Below are 19,749 nucleotides of genomic sequence, written 5' to 3'. Positions count from 1 at the left end.
GCCTGGAGACCATCATGTTCCTGGTGAGCAATGACATGACCGCCACCCTGCCCGCACGCAGTTCGCTGCGGCTGGTGGCGGGCCCCGGCGAACACGTCGCCGTGCGCTGCACGGAAGGCGAACTCTGGCTGATCCGCGACGGAGACCCGAAGGATACGGCGCTGACGGCGAGCGAGAGCTTTACGTTGTCCGACAGCGGCCATATCGAGCTGTATGCCGTCACCACGGCATCGCTGCACGTAACGCGCTGCCGGCAAGGCGCCGGGCCGGCGGCGAGCACCTGGCGGCAATGGCTGCGGCGCTTGCTGGCGCCGCCTGGGCGCGGCTTTACCGGCGCAGGCCGATGATGCGCGGGGCTGGGGGCGCCCCCTGGCTCTGCCAGCCCTGACGCGGATGCGTGGTCGTGGTCGGGTGCAACTTATGGCGGTTAATTGCGTTTTTCTATAAAAAGCGCGTCCCTTGCGGGGCACGTGTCTCAGATACGCAAGACAGCCATCAGCCCGCGTGCGATCGCCTGCAGCCAGCCACGCCGCCAGGTCAGCGTGAACGACACCGCCAACGCTCCCGCCATCATCGCCAGCGCCCACAGCAGCACGCCAAAGCCGGTGCGGTTGCCCGCCAGCGCGGCCACGGCGCCAAGCGCCACCAGCGCCCAGGCCGCGCAGCGCAGCCGCCGCCGGCCACTGGCGGGCAGGTCCGCGCCCTGCCCCGACAACTCGGTCCAGTGCCGCTCCGTGGCGCAGGCAAACAGCACGAAAGCGCTGTACGCGCACAGCGCCAGGCCCAGCAGCAGCAAGTGTTCAAGCGTGATTGGCACGGTCCATCTCCTCTAGCGCCTGGCTGCTGGCAGCAGCGGTCCGGGCCTGGCGTGCCGCGTCGACGCGCCGCAGCCGTCGCGCCGACGCCAGCGCCAGCCCACCGGTCAGCAGCAGCACGATGTCGACGCCGGCCAGGGCAAGGTGGCCACGCGCCAGCGCCAGCGGCAACCAGTCGCCGGTGCTCAGGCCGTTGAGCACCGGCGCCGCCAGCGCCAGCGCGGCGATCGCCAGGCATTGCTGGCGCCATGGCACCAGCGTGCGGCTGCCCGGACGCATCGCCACCCGCGCATGGATCGCGGTGGTCAGCCAGACCAGGAAGAACAGCCCGGCCTCGATAAACTCGCGCGACGGCAGCGTCATCGGCAGCAGCCGGTTGGCCACCATCATCGCCAGCGTGGCGATGACCAGGCCCGTGGTGGTACCCGCGGTGACCGCGGCCGCCAGCCGCACGCCCTTTTCGCCGTGGCGCGCATGGCGCTTGTCGAGCCAGTACAACTGCCCGGTAGCGATCAGCACGCACCCCGCCAGCCCGGCCAGGAAATACAGCCAGCGCAGCGGCCAGTGACCGAACGCGATGAAGTGCATGCCGGTCAGGAAGCGCTGCGTGGTCGCAGCGGGCTGCAACGGCACGTGATGCAGCAACGCACCGGTGGCGCCGTCGAAGTAGGCGGCGTCGTCGGCCAGGCTGACGCGGTCGCCCACCGAGCGGCTCACCTTGACCACGGCGTTGGCATCGCCGGGGTTCCACACCCGGATCGCGGCCGGCGCCGCCCCGCCCCAGCGTGCGCGCGCGGTCTCGACCATCGGCCCCAGCGCGGCCATCGGTGCCGCCACCCCGGCGGGCGGGCGCGAGTAGCCGGACAAGGCCTGGTCGTAGAAGGTGTTCGGCTGCTGGTACAACGCGCTGATGCCGGCCGGCATCAGGATCATGTAGACAATGCAGATCCCGGAGAACGTAATCACCGCATGGAACGGCAGCGCCAGCACGCCGGTCAGGTTGTGCAGGTCCAGCAGGCTGCGCTGCAGCTGCTTGCGCGGCCGGAACGTAAAGAAGTCGCGGAAGATGCGGACGTGGATGATCACCCCCGACACGATCGCCGCCAGCATCGCCATCGCCGCCAGGCCCACCAGCCAGTAGCCGATGTTCCAGGCGCGCAGGTGCAGGTTGTAGTGCAGCGGATAGAAGAACGACGACGCGCCCAAAGTGCCCACGTCAGGCAGCAGCTCGCCGCTGCGCGGATCGGCCAGGCGGATCTGCCCGCCCGCGGCGGCATAGCGCACGCGCGCGATCATCACCGGGGTGCGCTGCTCGGGCAGCGTGACCGCCCATTCGCGCAGCGGCTTGCCGCTCGCCAGCGCCGCCACGGCGCGCGGCACCACGGTGTCGATGTCGATCGTGGGCGGCGCTGCGTCCAGGCGCGTGGCCGGCATCATCCAGCGGTCGACCTCGCGGTCGAACACCGCCACCGAGCCCATGAAGAACGCCACCATCAGCACACCGCCGAGCAGTACGCCAATCCAGGTGTGCGCCCAGGTCATGGCCTGGCGCAGGCCGCCGGCATGTGCATCGGCCTTCTGTGCGCGGGCCTTGTTATTTCGTGCGGGTCGCGTCACGCCAGCTTCTCCCCCAGCCACCACGCCACGCCGGCGCCGATGGCCGCGCCGGCCGCCAGCACCAGCCACACGCGCAGCAAGTGCCGCGTCACCAGCGCCCACAGTGACATCATCGGAAACAGGAGGAAGGCCAGCATCGAAAACCAGAGCACGGCCTCGCTGCGGGCCAGGCCCAGGCGCCAACCGAGCGCGGCGCCGCCGGCGGTGATGCCCCAGACAAAGGCATAGCTGCCCGCCAGCGCGGCCAGCGCGCGGGCGGTCATGGCCAGCGCGCGCGGGAAGGCGCGGCGCGATGGCAGGGATGAGGGACTGTCGTTCATTGGAATTCCTCGCAACGCGCGGCCGGCGTGGTAGTGCAATGGCATCGCACCACCACGAAGGCCGCTGCGTTTACATCTTCATGCGCACGGTGAACATGGCCGCGCGCGGCTGGCCCCAGATGTTGCCTTCGCGCGGGTTGCTGATCCGTGAGTAGTAGCTGCGGTCGAACAGGTTGGTCAGGTTCAGGTCCGCCGACACGTGCTTGTTGAAGTCGTAGCCGATCGCGGCATCGAACGTCGCATAGCCGCCGCGGCGCAGCGTGACCGCACCAATCGGCGCGGGGAACAGCGCGGTGTTCTGCACATGGCTGACCGCGGTCATGCCGCCACCGATGCGCCAGCGGTTGAAATCGCCGGGCAGGCGGTACATCGTCCACAGCTTGAACAGGTGCTTGGGGGCAATCGCCGAGAACGGCGTGTTGACCTGGCCGGTGCGGTTCTGCAGGTCCTGCGTGACGTTGAACGTATAGCCGGCGTAGATGGTCCAGCTCGGCGTGATGCGGCCGCTGGCTTCCAGCTCGAAGCCCTGGCTCTTGGTCTCGCCCTGCGACACGAAGAACGGATTGCTCGGATTGGTCGTGTTGATATTGTCGAGCGTGGCGCGACCGGTCTCGCGTACCTCGAACAGTGCCAGCGAGGTGTTCAGCGCGCCCTCGAAAAATTCGCTCTTGACGCCGACCTCGTACTGCTTGCCCTTGATTGGATCGACCAGGTTGCCGCTGGCGGTCAGGTACTCATCCTGCGGCTGGAAGATCTCGGCATAGCTGGCATAGGCCGACCAGTGTTCGGTGAAGTCGTAGATCAGCCCGGCGAACGGCGTGAACTTGGCGTTGATGTCGTCGCCCCGGGTCACGCTGGTGGTCGACGTGTACTGGCGCGCGCTGATGTCCCACCAGCTCAGCCGCCCGCCCAGCACCAGCGTCACCGGATCCGCCAGCGAGAAGCGCGCGTCGCCGTAGACGCCGTACTGCCTGGTCGTGGTGGTGATGCCTGTGCCATTGGGGGTGAAGGTTGGCTTGGCGAAGTCGCTGCGCGGGTTGAAGATGTTCACGACCTGCGAGAACGGCGAAATGGCATACCGGGGGTCGCGCCGTTCCGAATCGGAAAAATTGAAGCCGACCAGCGCCTTGTGCCGGCGCCCGAACAGCGAGAACGGCCCGTTGGCGTAGAGGTCGAAGCTGGTCTGCTCCTGCGTGTAGGTCTGCTTGGCCGCGAACAGCGTGGTCGTGTTCACGCCCGGGATCACCGGCGTATAGGCATAGGCCTGCTCGCGGTTCAGGCGGTTGTTCAGGTAGCGCAGCGCACCCTTGACCTGCCAGCCGCTGTCGAACTTGTGCTCCAGCTCGGCGAAGGCCGAGGTGGTATAGAAGTGGTCGCGGTTCCAGTCCGCGCCCAGGTAAGTCGAGCGCGGCACGTCGAGCAGGCTGGCCTGGCGCGTGACCGGGTTGAAGTAGGCCGGCAGCGTCCACGGCTGGCGGCCTTCCGAATCCTGGTAGCTCGCGCCGACCGTCACCAGCGTGCTGGGCGTGATGTCGTACTCGATCACGCCATAGAGCGCACTGGTGCGCATATTGGTCTTGTCGATGAACGAGTCCTTGTCCTGGAACGCGCCGGTGATGCGCGCGCGCAGCGTGCCGTCGGCATTGAGCGCGCCGCCGGCATCCACCTCGGCGCGGTAGTTGTTCCACGATCCCACCGACAGCGCGCCGCCGATCTGGGTATCTCGCGTCGGGCGCTTACGCACCAGGTTGATCGCGCCGCCGGTCTTGCCCGCCCCGGCGAGCAGGCCCGACGGCCCCTTGAGCACTTCCACCCGCTCGATCATCGACAGGTCCGGCTGCACGGTGTTGCGCCAGTCATACTTGGTCGGCACGCCGTCCAGCATGAAGGTGTCGATCTCCAGCCCGCGCGAATAATAGATCGAACGCTCCTGGTCACGCTTTTCGACGAACACGCCGGTAGCCTGCATCATCGCGTCTTCCAGCGTGGTCAGGTTCTGCTCGCGGATGCGCTCGGCGTTGACCACGGTGACCGATTGCGGCACCTCGCGCGCGGTCAGCGGCACCTTGCTGCCAGCGGTAGTAGGCGGGTTGACGGGGTTTTCGCGGGCGCCGTTGACTGTCACCGCCGGCAGCGAAGGCTCCGGTTGCCGGGCGGGTCTGCCCGCGGGGGCCGGCTGCTCCGCCTGCGTTGCCGACGATGCCGAACCTGTCACGTTTTCCTGTCCGAAAGCCGACGCGCTGACCATCAGGCCAACGGCGGCCGGGATCCAGCGCATGGCGGCGCGGCACTGCACGGACCCATGCCTTGTTGCCCGCGCGCGTTCGGTCGCGCGTCTGTTGCTGTGTTTCATTTCCTTCTTACTCCCCTGCTCGGTTGTGAAAATCCAGGCCGTGGGACCCGGCTGGCCGCCTGGTCGCGGCCGCCGGTCCTCATATTGCTTTGTATGGGCGATACCTCAGTGCGTGCCGGCGTGCGCGACGCGCGCGGGGCGGCTGCGAGGCGGCTCGGCCTCCATGGCGCATGCCGCACCCGCCCGGTTGCCCAGCACGGCGGCCGCAATCTCCTGCGCGCGCACCGCCAGCACCGACAGCAGCGTGTCCGACAAGCCGTGCGTCGCTTCGCAGCAGCCCTGCAGGAATACGCCCGCCTGGCAGCCCGGCGCCATCTGCAGCCGGTAGTCGCGGTCGGCCTGGAAGCCCTTGGCGTCGTCCAGGTAGGACGCCAGCGGCGCCAGCAGCGACTGGTGCAGCTCGCGCCGGTAGCCCGTGGCGAGGATGACCGCGTCATAGCGCTGCAACTGATGCGCGCCATCGTCACGCCGCGCAATGTCCAGCCGCACGCCGTCGGCATCGGCCTCGGCATGGCGGGCCTCGCTGCCGGCCAGCAGGCGGTGGCGCACCTTGCCGGTGACCTTCTGCTGGTACAGCACCTCGTAAATGGCTTCGATCAGGTCGGTATCGACCACCGCGTAGTTGGTATTACCGAACTCGCGCAGCAGTTGCTCGCGCTCAGTCGCCTCGCGCGAGAACAGGTAGTCGATATAGCGCGGGTTGAAGATCTCGTTGACGAAGGGGCTGTCGTCGGCCGGCTTGAGCGCCGGCGCACGGCTGACCAGGTCGACCGCAATGCCGCCTTCGCGGCCATGCAGGTCCAGGAAAATCTCGGCGGCGCTCTGGCCCGAACCAATTACTGCCACGCGCCGCACGGGCGCTGTGCGCTCCAGCCGCTCCAGCGACTCGAGGTACGACGACGAATGGAACACCCGCGGGTGGCCGCGCAGCGGCACGAAGGCGTCCGGAATGCTGGGCGCGCCGCCGACGCTGACCACCACGTTGCGCGCGCGGCGCTCGGTCAGCGCCCCTTCCGCCGTGCGCGAGGTCACGCGCAGGCAGGCCAGATCGCCATTGCCGCCGGCGGGCTCGGGCGCGACCGAAACCACTTCCTCGCCGTAGTGACAGGCGTCGGCAAAATCACCCGCCACCCAGGACAGGTAGTCGTTGAACTCGTAGCGGCTGGGATAGAAGGTGCGGGTGTTGATGAAGTCCAGCAGCCGCTCGCGCTCGTGCAGGTAGTTGATGAAGGTATAGCGGCTGGCCGGATTGCGCATCGTGACCAGGTCCTTCAGGAACGAGATCTGCATGCGGCTGTTGTCGAGCAGCATATTGCCGTGCCAGACGAAGCCCGGTTTCTTCTCGACAAAGCCGAAGCGGAACGGTGCCTGCTGCGGCAGCATTTCGCGCAGGGCCACTGCCAGCGCGAGGTTGGAAGGCCCGAAGCCGATGCCCAGCAGGTCGAGCACGGGCCCTGCACCGGCATCGGTGCCGTGGGCGGCGAAGGTGGAAGCGGAATAGAGCATGGTCTCTCCTTGCGCGGCTGGCTCAGGCCGCCAGCGCGGTCGGTTCTGCACCGGACAGCTGCGCCTGCCCGTCGTCCTGCGGCACCCACAGGCGCTCGCCGAAGAAGCGTTCGCGCAGCAGCATCACCAGCATGGCGCGCTTGTGCGGGAAATCGAAGGCCTTGACCTTGGCAAACCCGGAACGGTCCAGGTTGCGGATCTGCTGCACATGATCGATGCGGGGCTCGCCGACGATGCGCTGCGTGCGCGGGTCGTCCAGGAACATGTAGTGCATCAGCGACGGCAGCCAGGCGCTGATATACGCCTTGCCACGGATCTCGCCGTCGCCGATCAGCACGTGCCAGCCGCGGTCGAAGTCGTCGACGTCGTAGTAGGGGCCGATGCGGTTCTCCTTGGCCCAGTACACCTCGAAGTACGCGAACGGCTTGCCGTCCAGGCAGCCGATCAGCGGGATGGTGTGCGGGTCGGCCAGCTGCGCCGACAGGTAATCGCGATGTTTTTCCAGATCGCCTTCTTCCTCCCAGAACGCCGCCACGCGCGGATCGTTCATCCAGCCGTGGAAGCACGCCAGGTCGGCATCGAGATCGGCCACCCGCATCGAGAACACCTGGCCGAGCCACGGGATATGGCGTGCATAGACCTGGCCCGACGGCTTGGGCGCGCGCAGCGGATGGCGCCGGCCCTGGGTCATCGCGTATTGCAGCGGATAGTCGCGGCCCGAGGTGCCGGTGTGCCACAGCGCCGGCAGTTGCCAGAGCTGCTCGACGCGCGTCACCAGCTCGCCGCCGGCCGCGCGCGTGGCGCTGCCCTCGCGCAGCATTGCGTTGGCGATGGCATCGGGCAGGTCCAGCGCGATTGCCTGCGTCGCCGGGGTGCGCGCCAGCACCGCCTCGCAGGCGGCAAAGGTCGCGGCGCGCGCCAGCGGATGGACCGGGTCGGTATCGGCAAGTGCCAGCCGCGGCTGGGTGCCGGGCGTAAACTGCCAGGCCTGCAGCGGCGTGCCGTCGAGGCTTAGCTGCAGCGCGCAGCCATCCCAGCGGCTCTGCAGGGTGGGGCTCGTCGCGGACAACCAGGGCTGGCTCGCGATCGCGTGGGTCATCAAAGGCGCGGCATTGCTTTGCATGTGAACTGACTCCCTGTCTGTGTTGGCGCGCGTCATGCGGCGGCCTGATGGTCGGTCTGGCCGGCCGCGGCGGGGGCGGCGGCGCTGTCGGTGGCGCTGTCGGCGCGGATCACGCCGCTGTCGGCGCCGATCACGCGGTCGGCCACGTGGAAATAGCGGTCGTCATGGCTGACCGCGACAATGGTCTTGCCGCTGCGCTTGAGCTCCGGCAGCAGCGATTCATAGAAATAGGCGCGGAACACGGGATCCTGGTCGGCTGCCCATTCGTCGAGCAGCAGCACCGGGCGCGCCTCGACATAAGCCGCCAGCAGCGCCAGCCGCTTGCGTTGCCCCTGCGACAGCTGCGTGGTCGACAGCAGGTCATCGCGGATGGCGACCTTGTGGTCCATGTGCAGCCGCTTCAGGAAAGCATTGGCCACCGCGGCGTCGAAGCGCCCGTCCGGGCCGACCAGCCGCGCGAACAGATGGGCGTTGGAGAACACCGTGGCGAAATGGCTGCGATACCAGGGCAGCTCGGCGGTGCCCACCGGCCGGTCGCCGAGCGCTATGCTGCCGGCGCTCGGCTGGTACAGGCCCGCCAGCAGCTTCATCAGCGTGGACTTGCCGCTGCCGTTGCCGCCGACGATAAAGACCGTCTCGCCGGCGGACAGCGTCAGCGACACGGGGCCGAGGCGGAAGCCGCGCTCGTCGCCCTGGCCGGGATAGTCGTAGCGCACGTCCTGCAGCGTGATCAGCGGCGTGCCCGGCGCGGGCGGTGCAGCGGCGGTATTGGTCGAATGCAGCGCGAAATCCTCCGTGTACGGCGCCAGCCGCAGCGTCTCGATCTTGCGCAGCGCGACGTTGCCGGTCATCAGGATCGGCAGCGTGCCGACCAGGTCATTCAGCGGCATGCGCAGGAACATCAGCACCAGCACGAAGGCGGTGATGCGCTCGCGCCCAATACCCAGCGCATCGCCGGCGATAAAGATCGCGCACGCCACCCCCAGGATCAGCGTCGCGGTGAACGACAGGCTCAGCACCCAGTAGCGGTCGGCGCGCACCTCATGTGCGCGCGCAAACTCCGCGGCGGGCTCGAAGTCGCGCTGGTAGAAGCTCTGCTTGCGCCAGGCATTGAGCGCCAGTTCGTAGCGGCCATCAATCGCGCCCTGGTAGCCGGCGTAGAGCCGGTCGTCGGTATCGCGCACCGCCTTCATCAGGGTGCGCATGCGCAGCACCCAGCGCTGCGCCAGCAGCACGCCTGCGCCCAGCACCGCGGCACCGAGCACGAACAGCTGCCACGACAGCCAGCCCAGGTACAGCAGCCCGCCCAGCACCAGCACGCCGTTGTAGAACACGAACGGCACGCGGTTGAAGGCCATGCCGATCGAGGCGATGTCCTTGGTCAGCGTGGCATAGACGGTCGGGCCGCCGATCGCTTCCAGGCGCTCCACGTCGGTATCGAGCACGCGCTTGAGCATGCGCAGCCGCATGTCGTACACCACGCGGTGGCCCAGCGCGGTCAGCAGCGCCTGCGAGCCGAAGCCGCAGCCGAACAGCACCGCCAGCAGGCCCAGCAGCACGCCGGTGCGCCCCGCTTCCAGCGCCGCCGGCGCGGCGATCATGCGGTTGATCTCGGCAATCAGCGCGATGCCGGCGAGCGCGCTGCAGGTGCCCGCGGCCAGCGCCAACAGCAGGAGGCCGCCGAAGCGGCGGCGCAATGAGAGGAACAGATTCACAGGGCCTCCAGCAGATCGTTCATGAAGGCCAGGTCGGCGTCGGCATCGCGCCGGCCGGCCTGGTCGATCGCCGCGGCCATGTCGCGCAGCACGGGCGCAGCGAACAGCGCCGGCAGCGCCAGTTCGCAGGCCATCTGCTCGCGGATGCGGGTCTGCAGCCGCACCAGCAGCAGCGAATGGCCACCCAGCAGGAAGAAATCGTCGTCGGCTCCGGCCTGGGCCACGTCCAGCACCGCGCACCACAGCGCCGCCAGTTCATGCTCGGTCGGCGTCGATGGTGCCGCCGCCGCGCGCGGCGCGGCCGGCTCGGGCAGCGCCTGGCGGTCGACCTTGCCGTTGGCGTTGAGCGGCAGCGCATCGAGCCGCGTCAGGCTGGACGGCACCATGTAGCCGGGCAACTGCTCGCGCAGGCGCGCGAGGATGGCGTCGTCCGAGTCATCGCCAGCCGTGGCGGCCACGTAGTACGCGCACAGCCGCGCCATCCCGTCGGGACCCTGCCGGGCCACACAGACTGCCTGGCTCACCTGCGGGCACGCGCTCAGCGCCGCCTCGACCTCGCCCGGTTCGACGCGGAAGCCGCGCACCTTGACCTGGTGGTCGCGCCGGCCGAGGAACTCGACAATGCCGTCGGCACGCTTGCGCGCCAGGTCGCCGGTCCGGTACAGCCGGTCGCCCGCCATGGCGCCCGGCGTGCCGGGCGCGAACGGGTTGGGCACGAAGGCCGCGGCGGTGCGGGCCGGATCCTCGGCATAGCCGCGCGCCAGCCCGGCGCCGCCGATGTAGAGCTCGCCGGCCACGCCCGGGGGCACCGGTTCGAGCCGCGCGTCCAGCACGTAGAGCTGGTTGTTGGCGATGGGCCGGCCGACCGGCGCGACCGCCCACGCGGGAGCGCCCTCGGCCGCCAGCGCATGCGCCGCGGACCAGACCGTGGTCTCGGTGGGGCCATAGACGTTGCAGACCTGCGCGCCCCTGGCCAGCAGTGCCGTGGCCAGCTCGCGCCCCAGCGCCTCGCCGCCGCACAGCACGCGCAGCCCCTCCCATGCCGGCGAGGCTTGCGTCACCAGCATCTGCCAGGTCGCGGGCGTGGCCTGCATCACGGTGATGCCGTGCGCGGACATCAGCGCCGCCAGCCGCGCCGGGTCGCGCGCATCGTCGCGCGTGGCGATCACCACGCGGGCGCCGCTGGCCAGCGGCAGGAACAGCTCCAGCCCCGCGATATCAAAGCCGAGCGTGGTCACCGCCAGCAGCCGGTCGCTGCCGTCCATCGGCACCACCGGCGTCATCGCCCGCAAGAAGTTGGCAAACGCGCCGCGCGAAATCTGCACGCCCTTGGGCGTGCCGGTCGAGCCGGAGGTGTAGAGCGTGTAGGCCAGTTGTGCCGGATGGCATGGCGCAGCCGGCGGCGTATCGGGGGCCGTGCTCCAGGGCGGCGTGTCGCCGTCGACCAGCACCACCGCGCCGCTGTCGCCGAGCGCGGCGCGTGTAGCGGCGCTCGCCAGGATCAGGCGCGCACGGGCATGGCCGAGGATGTGGGCATTGCGCGCGGCCGGATGGTGAGCGTCGACCGGCAGGTAGGCGGCGCCCGCCTTCAGGATGCCGAGCAGCACTGCCACCAGCGCGGGCGTGCGCGGCAGGCACACGCCGACCAGCGCCTCGGCGCCGAGTTCCTGCGCGGCCAACCAGTTCGCGATGCGGTTGGCGGTCGCTTCCAGCCCGGCATAGGTCAGGCTCGAGGCGCCGTCCGTCACCGCAATGGCATCGGGCGTGGCCGCGGCGGCGCGCGCGATCCGTGCGACCACGTCGTCGGCCGGGTCGAGTGCAAGGCCGGTGTCGTTGCCGTCGGCCAGCGTCCGGGCCTGCTCGCCTTCATCCATCAGCGGCAGTGCTTCGAGCGGCGTCTCGGGCGCGGCCAGCATCGCGCCGAGCAGGTGTTCATAGTGCCGCGCCATCCGCTGGGCCGTGGCCGCGGTGAACAGCGTGGCGTCGTATTCCAGCGTGGCCGACACGCGCGTGGCGCTGGCGTGCAGGTCGAGCGTGACGTCGAACTTGGCGCTGTCGTCGGGCACCGGCAGTGGGCTCGCCTGCAGGCCGGGCAGCGTGAAGGCGGCGGGCTCGCCCATCTGCAGGTTGAACATCGCCTGGAACACCGGCGTGCGGCTGGGGTCGCGCGACGGCGCCAGCCTGTCGACCAGCAGTTCGAACGGCAGGTCGGCGTGGTCCAGCGCGGCGCGCGCATCGTCGCGGACCTGCTGACACAGCGCGTGGCCGCTCAGGCCGGGCGTCAGCCGGGCGCGATAGACCTGGGTATTGATGAAGCAGCCGACCAGTTCGTCCAGCTCTTCATGCGTGCGGGCTGCGTTGGGCACGCCCACGGCAAAGTCGGACTGGCCGCTGTGGCGCGCCAGCAGCGCCTGCCATGCGGCCAGCAACACGGCGAACGGCGTGAGCCGGCCACCCCGACCCGTGCCACCAGCGCAGTAGCTGCGCAGCGCTGCCACCACGTCGTCCGACAGCGTCCAGCGGACGCGCCCGCCCTTGCCTGCCGGCCGCGCCGGACGCGGGGCATCGAGCGGCAGTTCCAGCGCGGGAATGCCAATGCCCAGGCGGTCCGCGCAGCGTGCCACCGCGGCATCGAGCGCAGGGCCATCGAGACGCTCGCGCTGCCAGGCAGCGTAGTCGGCGTACTGCACCGGCAACGGCGTCCAGCCCGGCTCGCTGCCATTGACGGCCGCGGCATAGGCCCGTGCGAGGTCGCGCGCCAGGATCGGGTTGGACCAGCCGTCCGAGACGATGTGGTGCATGGCCAGCACCAGCACGTGGGCGCCCTCCTCCAGCCGGGCGACGGTGACGTGGAAAGGCGCGGCGGCGTGCAGGTCGAATACGCGCGCCGACTCGCGGCGCAGCAGCGCATCGAGCTCGCCTGCGGGCAGGTCGATCCATTGCACGGCCGGCGGCGCGTTGTCGACGATCTGCCGGGGCTCGCCGTCACCGGTCGAGAAACGGGTACGCAGTACCGCATGGCGCGCCGTCACCTGCGCCAGCGCCTGCTCCAGCGCCGGAGCCGACAGCGGGCCCTGCAGGCGCCAGGCGCGCACCAGGTTGTACGCGGTGCTGTCCGGCGCGTAGCGCTGCAGGAACCACAGGCGCTGCTGCGCGAACGACAGCGGCGCGGGGTCTTGCGAGGCGCGCGCACGGATCGTCAGGTCGGGCATAGGCTGCGTCATTGGGTCTCCTCGGGAGCCGCGAGGCAGTCATTGCTGGCCTGGCTGCCACCGCGCGCATGGCCTTGCCGCGCGAACGGCAAGGCCAGGACCGCCCCGCAGCCGCGGCCATGCTGCGACTGACTGGCAAGGGGGCGCCCAGGTGCGAGATTGTCTTTACAAAGCGAATTGCGAATATACCTGATAATCATTCTCATTTTCAACAAAGAAAAGGCGTTGACTGCATATCCGCAACGCCGTACGGGGCTGCCTCTTGTTTCCGTTACCGATCCTGCTTGCACTGTTTCCCGAGCCGCTGCGTCACTACGCCGAGGCCGTACGCATCGGCCCCACGACGTCCGATGACGTCATGCCCGCCGCGCTCATGTCCGCGCCGGCGGGCCGCGCCCCACTACGGCAGGCGCTTCACGCCATGGCCGTCCACTACGGTGGCGACGATGCGCGCGTGGCCGGCTCGGTCTGGGCGCGGCATTGCTTCTCCGCGCTGCTGCCTGGCACGGTGGCCGCCGCGGCGCTGGCGCACCACGTGCTGCCCTTGCGCGACACGGCCATCCGGCCCGATCGGCACGGCCGCGCCGTGACGTTGCTGCTGCCACACGCTGGCCAGAGGTTTGCCGGCGCGCCGCCGCAGCAGCGTTACGGCGCCCTGCTGGACGACCTGCTGGCACCGCTGATCGAAGCGCTGGCAGCGGCCAGCGGCGCGTCGCCGCGCCTGCTGTGGGCCAATGCCGGCGCTGTCGTCGCCGAGGTATTGCGCCACGCGCCCGCCCTGCTGCAGCCGGATATGCCGGCCACGGACGCCACGCTGGCTGCCGACGCGGCCTGGCTGATAGACACCCGCACCCGCCCCGACGGCCGCGACAACCCGCTGCATGCGCCGATGCGCGCGCACCGCGTGACGCAGGACGGCACCACCACCACGCTGTGGCTGCGCCGGCTGTGTTGCCTGCGCTACCGCTTGCCGGCCTTCACGCTGTGCGGCGACTGCCCGCGCCGCCTGCTGCGGTAAAGCCGTCGGCACCTAGGCCGCCAGCGCGCTGGCGCTGCCGTGCTCCACGCGCACCGGCACTTCGCCCAGCGTGGCGCCGGCCAGCGCCGGCAGCGCCAGCAGGATCGCCACGCACTGCCGGGTCAGTTCCTTCGCCGCGCTGTCGTCGAGCGCCGCCGTGTCGTACTCCACGCGCAGCGTCAGCGTTTCACGCGGAATCACGATGGCCGTTACCGGATAGCTCATCTGTCCGCGGTTATCGACATCGCTGAAGCGCAGCACGCCGCGCTGGGTTTCCCGCAGCGTGCTGTCGACCGGGTAGTTCTCGTAGATCAGCATGGTGTCGAACGGCGTGCGCGCGGCATCGTCGCTGCCGGCCGCCCAGCTCTGCAGCCACGCCGGCGGCGCATGCTCGATCTCGCGCAGCGCCAGGTTGTCGGCCTGCAGCGCCGGCAGCCAGTCGGCCACGCGCAGCGAGTCGGGCAGCGCCTGCACCAGCGGCAAGGTACTCGCGAGCAAGCCCATGATGTCTTCGATGCCGGGCAACTCCGCCGAACGGCCCGAGCCCACCACGGCCATCCCCACCGTGCGCGCACCGGTGGCCTGGCGCAGCGCCAGCATCCATGCTGCCTGCACCAGCGTGTTGACGGTGACGTGCTGGCGGCTGGCGAAAGCGGCCAGCGTGCGCAGCGCATCGGCCTGCACCACGTGCTCCACCGCCCGGATCTGCTGCCCGCGCCGTGCCGGCGCGACCTCGCACGTGATGCGCACCGGTTGGCGTGCCAGCGGCGCCAGGCGCTCGCGCCAGCGTTGTTCAGGATCGGCGCCTGACTGCGCCTGCTGCCACGCCACGTAGCGGCGCAGCGACACCGCGGGCTGGGCCGGCTGCTCGCCGTCGTAGCCACGCAGCACCTCGCCCAGCAGGCGCGACATGCTCCAGCCGTCCAGCAGCAGGTGATGCCAGGTCCAGAGGAAGCGCCAGCTGTGGTCGCCGATGCGCACCAGCGTCAGCCGCATCAGCGGCGCCTGGCCCAGGTCGAAGCCCTCGCGGAACTCGGCCTCGCACAGCGCCTGCCATTGGGCATCGTCGGCGGCCGCGGCCGGGCGATGGCTGCGCTCGCGCCAGTCGTGGTGCCTGACCGGCAGCGTGGCCTGCGTGGGCACCACCAGCAGCGGCTCGGCCTCCATGCCCGCGCCCGCTTGCAGCCACGCCACCCGGGCCCGCAGCACCGGATGCCGCCGCACCGCGTCCTGCCACGCCGCGACCATGCGTTCCACGTCGAGCCCGTCCATGGTGGCCTGCACCTGCACGGTATAGGCCGGCGAGCCGGGATGCCGCGCGCCGTGCCGGATCATGCCGCGCTGCATCGGCGTGGGCCGCCAGATGTCCTCGATCTCGTCGGCACGCAGCGCGAGCGCATCCAGTTGCAGCTGCGACAGCGCGCTGGCCGGCACATCGGAGGGCGTCAGCCGCGTCACGGCCTGCGCCACGCAATGCCCGACCACCTCGCGCAGCGACTGCGCGATGCGCGCCATCAGCGCTTCGATGGTGGCCTCGCGGAACTGCGCGCCGCTGTAGGTGCAGCGGAACTGCAGGCGGCCGCCCTGGATCCGGCCGTCGAACGCCAGCGGCGCCGGCAAGGGGATGTCGTCGGAGACGCCACGACCGGTATCCTCCGCGGCGGCCTGCCAGCTGCCTTCGCCAAGGCTGCCGTCGAACTGGCCGAGGTAGTTGAACAACACCTGCGGCGCGCACGGCGGCAGCGCCGCAGGCGCGAGAGCGCTGAGCACGCCGTACCCCAGCCCTTGGCGCGGCACCGCGCGCAGCGCTTCCTTGACGCCGGCGATGGTGTCGCCAACGTCCGCAACGCTCGCCAGCCGGACCGGCCAGACGCTGGTGAACCAGCCCACCGTGCGGCTGAGATCGAGCGCGCTGCCGGCCGCCTCGGCTTCGCGGCCGTGGCCTTCCATGTGGATGCGGATGTCGTCGCGGCCAGCAAAGGCGCACAGCGCGCGCGCGAAGCCCGTCAGCAACAGGTCGTTGACGCCGGTGCGGTAGGCGGCATGGGCACGCCGCAGCAAGGCGTCAGTCGTGGCCGCGTCCAAAGCAAAGCTTGCCGTGCGGGGGCGCGCCGGTTCACCGCCCGGACCATCGCATGGCAATGACATCTGGTCGCGCGTGACGGTGCGCCAGTATTCGGCCTCGGGCGCGAACATGTCGCGCGCCGGCCCTGCCAGCGTGCGGCTCCATGCGGCATAGCTGGCGCCCACCGGCGCCAGCGCTGGCACCTGTCCCGCCAGCCGGGCGGCGTAGGCGGCCTGCAGGTCTTCCAGCACGATGCGCCATGACACGCCATCCACCACCAGGTGATGGCAGACCAGGAACAGCCGCTCGCTGCCATCGGCGACGCGCAGGTGCAGCGCGCGCAGCAGCGGGCTGCGGGCGATGTCCAGCCGGTCCTGCTCCGCATCGCAGGCAGCGGTGATTGCCGTGGCGTCCGGCACGTCGATGGTCGTCAGTGCGACCGCGGCCCCGGCCTCGGCGACGGCCTGCTGACGCCAGCCTTGGTCCGTGCGAGTGAAGCGGTAGCGCAACGCGGCATGGTGGCCGGTGACGTCCTGCAGCGCGGCCTGCAATGCCGGTGCGTCGATGGCCGACTGCGGGCGCAGCAGCACCGACTGGTTGAAGCGGTTGCGGCTGGCCTCGGCCAGCGGCTGCCCGAGAAAGGCCGCCTGCACCGGCGTCAGCGGCGCCGCGCCAGCGTCATCGTTGGCCGCATCCTGCGCCGTGCCACCCACGCGCTCCGCCACCCGCGCCAGCGCGGCCACCGTCTGGTGCTCGAATACCTGGCGCGGCGTCAGCCGCCAGCCCTGCAAACGGGCGCGCGCGACGATCTGCAGGCTCAGGATGGAATCGCCGCCGAGCGAGAAGAAGTTGTCATGCAGGCCCACCTGCGCGATGCCGAGCACGTCTGCCCACACGGCCGCCAGCATCCGCTCCGCCGCGGACACCGGCGCGGCGTAGGCGGTCTCGGCCTGCCACTGCGGTTCCGGCAGCGCGCGCCGGTCCAGTTTGCCGTTGGGCGTGACCGGGAGGCTGTCGAGCTGCAGGATCGCGGCCGGCACCATGTAGTCGGGCAAAGCCGCCGCGAGCGCCGCGCGCAGGGCCTCGCACGATGCCGCGCCCTGCTGCGCCACGACGTAGCCGACCAGCCGCGTGCCGGCGGACGTCTCGTGCGGCAGCACCACCACTTGCCGAACGCCGGGCTGCGCCAACAGGCGCGCCTCGATCTCGCCCAGTTCGATGCGGAAGCCGCGGATCTTCACCTGGTGGTCCTGCCGGCCGAGGTATTCGATGCAGCCGTCGGGCTGCCAGCGCACCAGGTCGCCGGTGCGGTAGAGCCGTCCACCGGGCGCGCCAAACGGATCGGGAATAAAGCGGTCTGCCGTCATGCCGGCGCGGCCCAGGTAGCCGCGCGCCAGCCCTTCGCCGCCGAGATAGAGTTCGCCCGGCACGCCCACCGGCACCGGTTCCAGCCGGCTGTCCAGCACGTACGCGCTGCGCGCCCCCACCGGCCGGCCGATCGGCGCATAGGCGCCGGTGACCTGGGCTTCCGCGTCAGCGGCCCTTGCCTTCCACACCAGCGGCGTCACCACCGTCTCGGTCGGGCCATAGCCGTTGATGATGTGCTGCGGCCGCAGTGCCTGCGTCAGGCGGGCCACGCCCGCCCGGGGCATGGCTTCGCCACCGAAGGAATACAGCCACAGCGGCGGCGGATCGCCCTGCGACTCGGCCCAGGCCGCGAGCTGGTGCAGGTAGCGCGGCGGAAAGCCCGCGTGCGTGACCGCATGGCGGCGCAGCGCGGCGTAGGTCTGCTCCACGCTCCACAGCGTGTCGTCACGCAGCACGATGCTGGCGCCGCTGGCCAGCGGCACCATCCAGCGCTCATGCGCGCCGTCGAAGCTGAACGACAGGAAATGCAGTTCGCGGCTGGTGGCCGTGATGTCGTAGCACTCGGCGGTGGTGACCACGTGCATTGCCAGCGGGCCGTGCGCCACCGCGACGCCCTTGGGCTTGCCGGTCGAGCCCGAGGTGTAGATGACGTAGGCAAGCTGCGCCGGGTGCACGGCAATTTCGGCATCGTGTTCGGGCCAGGATGCGTCGGCGTCGTCATCGACCAGCAGCACCGGCAGGCCTTCTGCCACCGGGAAGGACTCGCGCAGCGCGCGCTCGGTCAGCAGCAGTTGCGGGGCGGCGTCCTCCTGCATGTCCAGCAGGCGCCGCGCCGGATAGGTTGTATCGAAGGGCACGAAGCAGCCGCCAGCCTTCAGCACCGCCAGCAGCGCCACGATCATGCGCGGCGAACGGCCCAGCGCCACGCCGACGCGGCTCTCGGCGCCAATACCCTGCGCGACCAGCCGGTGCGCGAGCCGGTTGGCCTGGCGATTCAACTCGCCGTAGCTGAGCGTGGCATCGCCGAACAGCACGGCCGGGGCCTCGGGCGCGCGGCGGGCCTGGCCCGCCACCTGCACATGCACCGGCACGAACGGCGGTGCCGCGCAGCCGGGTTCGCTCCAGCGGGCCAGCGCATCGCGTTCGGCATCCCCCAGCAGCACCGCTGCGGCGGACGTCGTGGCGGGATCGGTAGCGAACGCCTGCAGCAGGCGCCCATAGTGCCCCGCCATGCGCGCCACGGTGGCGGCATCGAACAGATCGGCGGCATAGGCGATCCGACCGAAAAGGCTGCCATCGGGCAGCTCGGTGGTGGCCAGGCTGAGTTCGAAACGCGCGGTCGTCACCGGCAGTTCCAGCGACGTAACGCGCAGCCCCTTCAGCTGCGGCACCGCCGCAGCGCCAGCGGCGCGATGGTCGAAGGTGACGTTGAACAGCGCCGGCTGCGCCAGGCTGCGGCCGGGCTGAAGCGCTTCCACCAGCAGGTCGAACGGCAGCGCCTGGTGCTCCTGGTCCGCCGCTGCCTGCCGCGCCAACCGCGGCAGCAGCTCGGCAAACGGCTCGTCTGGCGCCACCTCGGCGCGCATCACCTGCATGTTGACGAAGCAGCCGACCAGCGCCTCGGTCTCGCTGCGTTGCCGGTTGGCCACCGGCACGCCGATGCAGATATCGGCCTGTCCGGTGTAGCGGTTCAGCAAGACCGCATAGGCGGCCAGCAGCGCCATGTTGAGCGTGGCCTGATGCGCGCCGGCAAGCGTGCGCAGCGCCGCGGCCACGTCGGCCGGAATGACGAAGGTGTGCTCGGCGCCCGCGCCGGTACGCGCCGCGCGGCGTGGCCGGTCGGCCGGCAGATCGAGTGCGGCGCCGGGCGCATCGCCCAGGCGTTCACGCCAGTAGCCGAGCTGGCGCTCGGCTTCGCCGGCGTCCATCCAGTTGCGCTGCCACGCGGCAAAGTCGGCGTACTGCACCGGCAGCTGCGGCAGTTCGGCCGGCGTGCCGGCGGCTTCGGCCGCGTAGCAGGCGGCCAGCTCGGCGACCAGGCGCACGATCGAGGCGCCATCGGCGACGATGTGGTGCAGCACCACTACCAGCACATGGGACCGGACGCTCTCGCGGATCAGCGCGACGCGCCACAGCGGTCCTGCGGCGAGATCGAACGGCGCGTGGGCAATGCCGTCGATGGTGGTGTCCAGGCCGGCGGGATCGGCTTCCATCTCGACGAATGGCGGCGGCAGGCTGTCGTGCACCTGCTGGCGCGCCACGCCGGCAGCGTCGGTTGGATAGGTGGTGCGCAGCACCTCATGGCGCGCACCGATGCGATCGAACGCACGGCGCAGTGCTGCGGCGTCGAGCGCCCCTTCGAGCCGGTATGCGCCCGGCATGTGATAGGCGGTGCCGGCCGGATCGAGCTGCTGCAGGAACCACAGGCGTTGCTGCGCGTACGACAGCGGCAGCGCTTCGCTGCGCGGCGCGGGCACGATCGGCAGCGTGGAGAAGGCCACGCCTTTGTCGTGCAGCGCGGCCAGGAACGCCGTGCGCTGCGCTGGCGCCAGCCGGGCAAAGCGCGCGGCGACCTGCGCGTGCGCGGTATTCAGTGCATCTGACATGGGAGCGGTATCACGGTCAATGGATATCGGG

Annotated in this window: 11 protein-coding genes; 2 read left to right on the top strand and 9 right to left on the bottom strand. The window is 70.4% G+C overall.

What is annotated here, in order from left to right; all coding sequences use genetic code 11:
• Nucleotides 1-14 precede the first annotated feature (14 nt).
• Nucleotides 15-347 carry a DUF2917 domain-containing protein gene (locus AC3WRR_RS02510; protein ID WP_010810178.1) on the top strand — a complete coding sequence of 111 codons (333 nt, stop codon included), beginning with the start codon at nt 15-17 and terminating at the stop codon, nt 345-347.
• A 128-nt stretch (nt 348-475) separates the two neighbouring features.
• Here the strand turns inward: AC3WRR_RS02510 and AC3WRR_RS02505 are convergent, their stop codons facing one another.
• From AC3WRR_RS02505 to AC3WRR_RS02470, 8 genes are all read right to left on the bottom strand, one after another.
• Complete coding sequence (locus AC3WRR_RS02505; protein ID WP_010810179.1) at nt 476-817, bottom strand: DUF3325 domain-containing protein; 342 nt, start codon at nt 815-817, stop codon at nt 476-478.
• On the bottom strand, nt 801-2,432 hold the full coding sequence (locus AC3WRR_RS02500) for a PepSY-associated TM helix domain-containing protein (protein ID WP_492296149.1): 1,632 nt from the start codon (nt 2,430-2,432) through the stop codon (nt 801-803). The genes AC3WRR_RS02505 and AC3WRR_RS02500 overlap by 17 nt, the downstream gene beginning before the upstream one ends.
• The gene (locus tag AC3WRR_RS02495) at nt 2,429-2,752 is read right to left on the bottom strand and encodes a hypothetical protein (RefSeq protein WP_010810181.1); all 324 of its coding nucleotides are present in this window, start codon (nt 2,750-2,752) and stop codon (nt 2,429-2,431) included. The genes AC3WRR_RS02500 and AC3WRR_RS02495 overlap by 4 nt, the downstream gene beginning before the upstream one ends.
• 70 nt (nt 2,753-2,822) lie before the next feature.
• Nucleotides 2,823-5,030 carry a TonB-dependent siderophore receptor gene (locus AC3WRR_RS02490; RefSeq protein WP_492296148.1) on the bottom strand — a complete coding sequence of 736 codons (2,208 nt, stop codon included), beginning with the start codon at nt 5,028-5,030 and terminating at the stop codon, nt 2,823-2,825.
• A gap of 180 nt (nt 5,031-5,210) precedes the next feature.
• On the bottom strand, nt 5,211-6,611 hold the full coding sequence (locus AC3WRR_RS02485) for a lysine N(6)-hydroxylase/L-ornithine N(5)-oxygenase family protein (RefSeq protein ID WP_010810183.1): 1,401 nt from the start codon (nt 6,609-6,611) through the stop codon (nt 5,211-5,213).
• Nucleotides 6,612-6,633: 22 nt separating this feature from the next.
• The gene (locus AC3WRR_RS02480) at nt 6,634-7,734 is read right to left on the bottom strand and encodes a GNAT family N-acetyltransferase (RefSeq protein WP_010810184.1); all 1,101 of its coding nucleotides are present in this window, start codon (nt 7,732-7,734) and stop codon (nt 6,634-6,636) included.
• 32 nt (nt 7,735-7,766) lie between these two features.
• Nucleotides 7,767-9,449 (bottom strand): cyclic peptide export ABC transporter, encoded by a 1,683-nt coding sequence (locus AC3WRR_RS02475; protein WP_492296146.1) that lies wholly within the window; start codon nt 9,447-9,449, stop codon nt 7,767-7,769.
• Nucleotides 9,446-12,673 carry an amino acid adenylation domain-containing protein gene (locus AC3WRR_RS02470; protein ID WP_492296144.1) on the bottom strand — a complete coding sequence of 1,076 codons (3,228 nt, stop codon included), beginning with the start codon at nt 12,671-12,673 and terminating at the stop codon, nt 9,446-9,448. Before AC3WRR_RS02470 ends, AC3WRR_RS02475 begins: the two co-directional genes overlap by 4 nt.
• Before the next feature lie 250 nt (nt 12,674-12,923).
• On the opposite strand from AC3WRR_RS02470, the gene fhuF reads away from it, so the two are divergent.
• The gene (gene fhuF / locus AC3WRR_RS02465) at nt 12,924-13,679 is read left to right on the top strand and encodes a siderophore-iron reductase FhuF (protein ID WP_081050127.1); all 756 of its coding nucleotides are present in this window, start codon (nt 12,924-12,926) and stop codon (nt 13,677-13,679) included.
• 12 nt (nt 13,680-13,691) lie between these two features.
• On the opposite strand, the gene AC3WRR_RS02460 is transcribed toward fhuF, so the two are convergent.
• Complete coding sequence (locus AC3WRR_RS02460; protein ID WP_492296142.1) at nt 13,692-19,718, bottom strand: amino acid adenylation domain-containing protein; 6,027 nt, start codon at nt 19,716-19,718, stop codon at nt 13,692-13,694.
• Nucleotides 19,719-19,749 lie beyond the last annotated feature (31 nt).

It is taken from the genome of Cupriavidus sp. FW305-3-2-15-C-LB2 (assembly GCF_058787575.1).
Note: the sequence above shows the minus strand (reverse complement) of the source record. Positions and strands in the feature narration are given on the sequence as shown.

Bases quoted from the DNA above. Each gene is read 5' to 3' on its own strand.
- AC3WRR_RS02510 (WP_010810178.1), top strand. From the start codon at position 15: ATGTTCCTGGTGAGCAATGACATGACCGCCACCCTGCCCGCACGCAGT.
- AC3WRR_RS02495 (WP_010810181.1), bottom strand. From the start codon at position 2,752: ATGAACGACAGTCCCTCATCCCTGCCATCGCGCCGCGCCTTCCCGCGC.
- AC3WRR_RS02480 (WP_010810184.1), bottom strand. From the start codon at position 7,734: ATGCAAAGCAATGCCGCGCCTTTGATGACCCACGCGATCGCGAGCCAG.
- AC3WRR_RS02490 (WP_492296148.1), bottom strand. From the start codon at position 5,030: ATGCGCTGGATCCCGGCCGCCGTTGGCCTGATGGTCAGCGCGTCGGCT.
- AC3WRR_RS02460 (WP_492296142.1), bottom strand. From the start codon at position 19,718: ATGTCAGATGCACTGAATACCGCGCACGCGCAGGTCGCCGCGCGCTTT.
- AC3WRR_RS02470 (WP_492296144.1), bottom strand. From the start codon at position 12,673: ATGACGCAGCCTATGCCCGACCTGACGATCCGTGCGCGCGCCTCGCAA.
- AC3WRR_RS02485 (WP_010810183.1), bottom strand. From the start codon at position 6,611: ATGCTCTATTCCGCTTCCACCTTCGCCGCCCACGGCACCGATGCCGGT.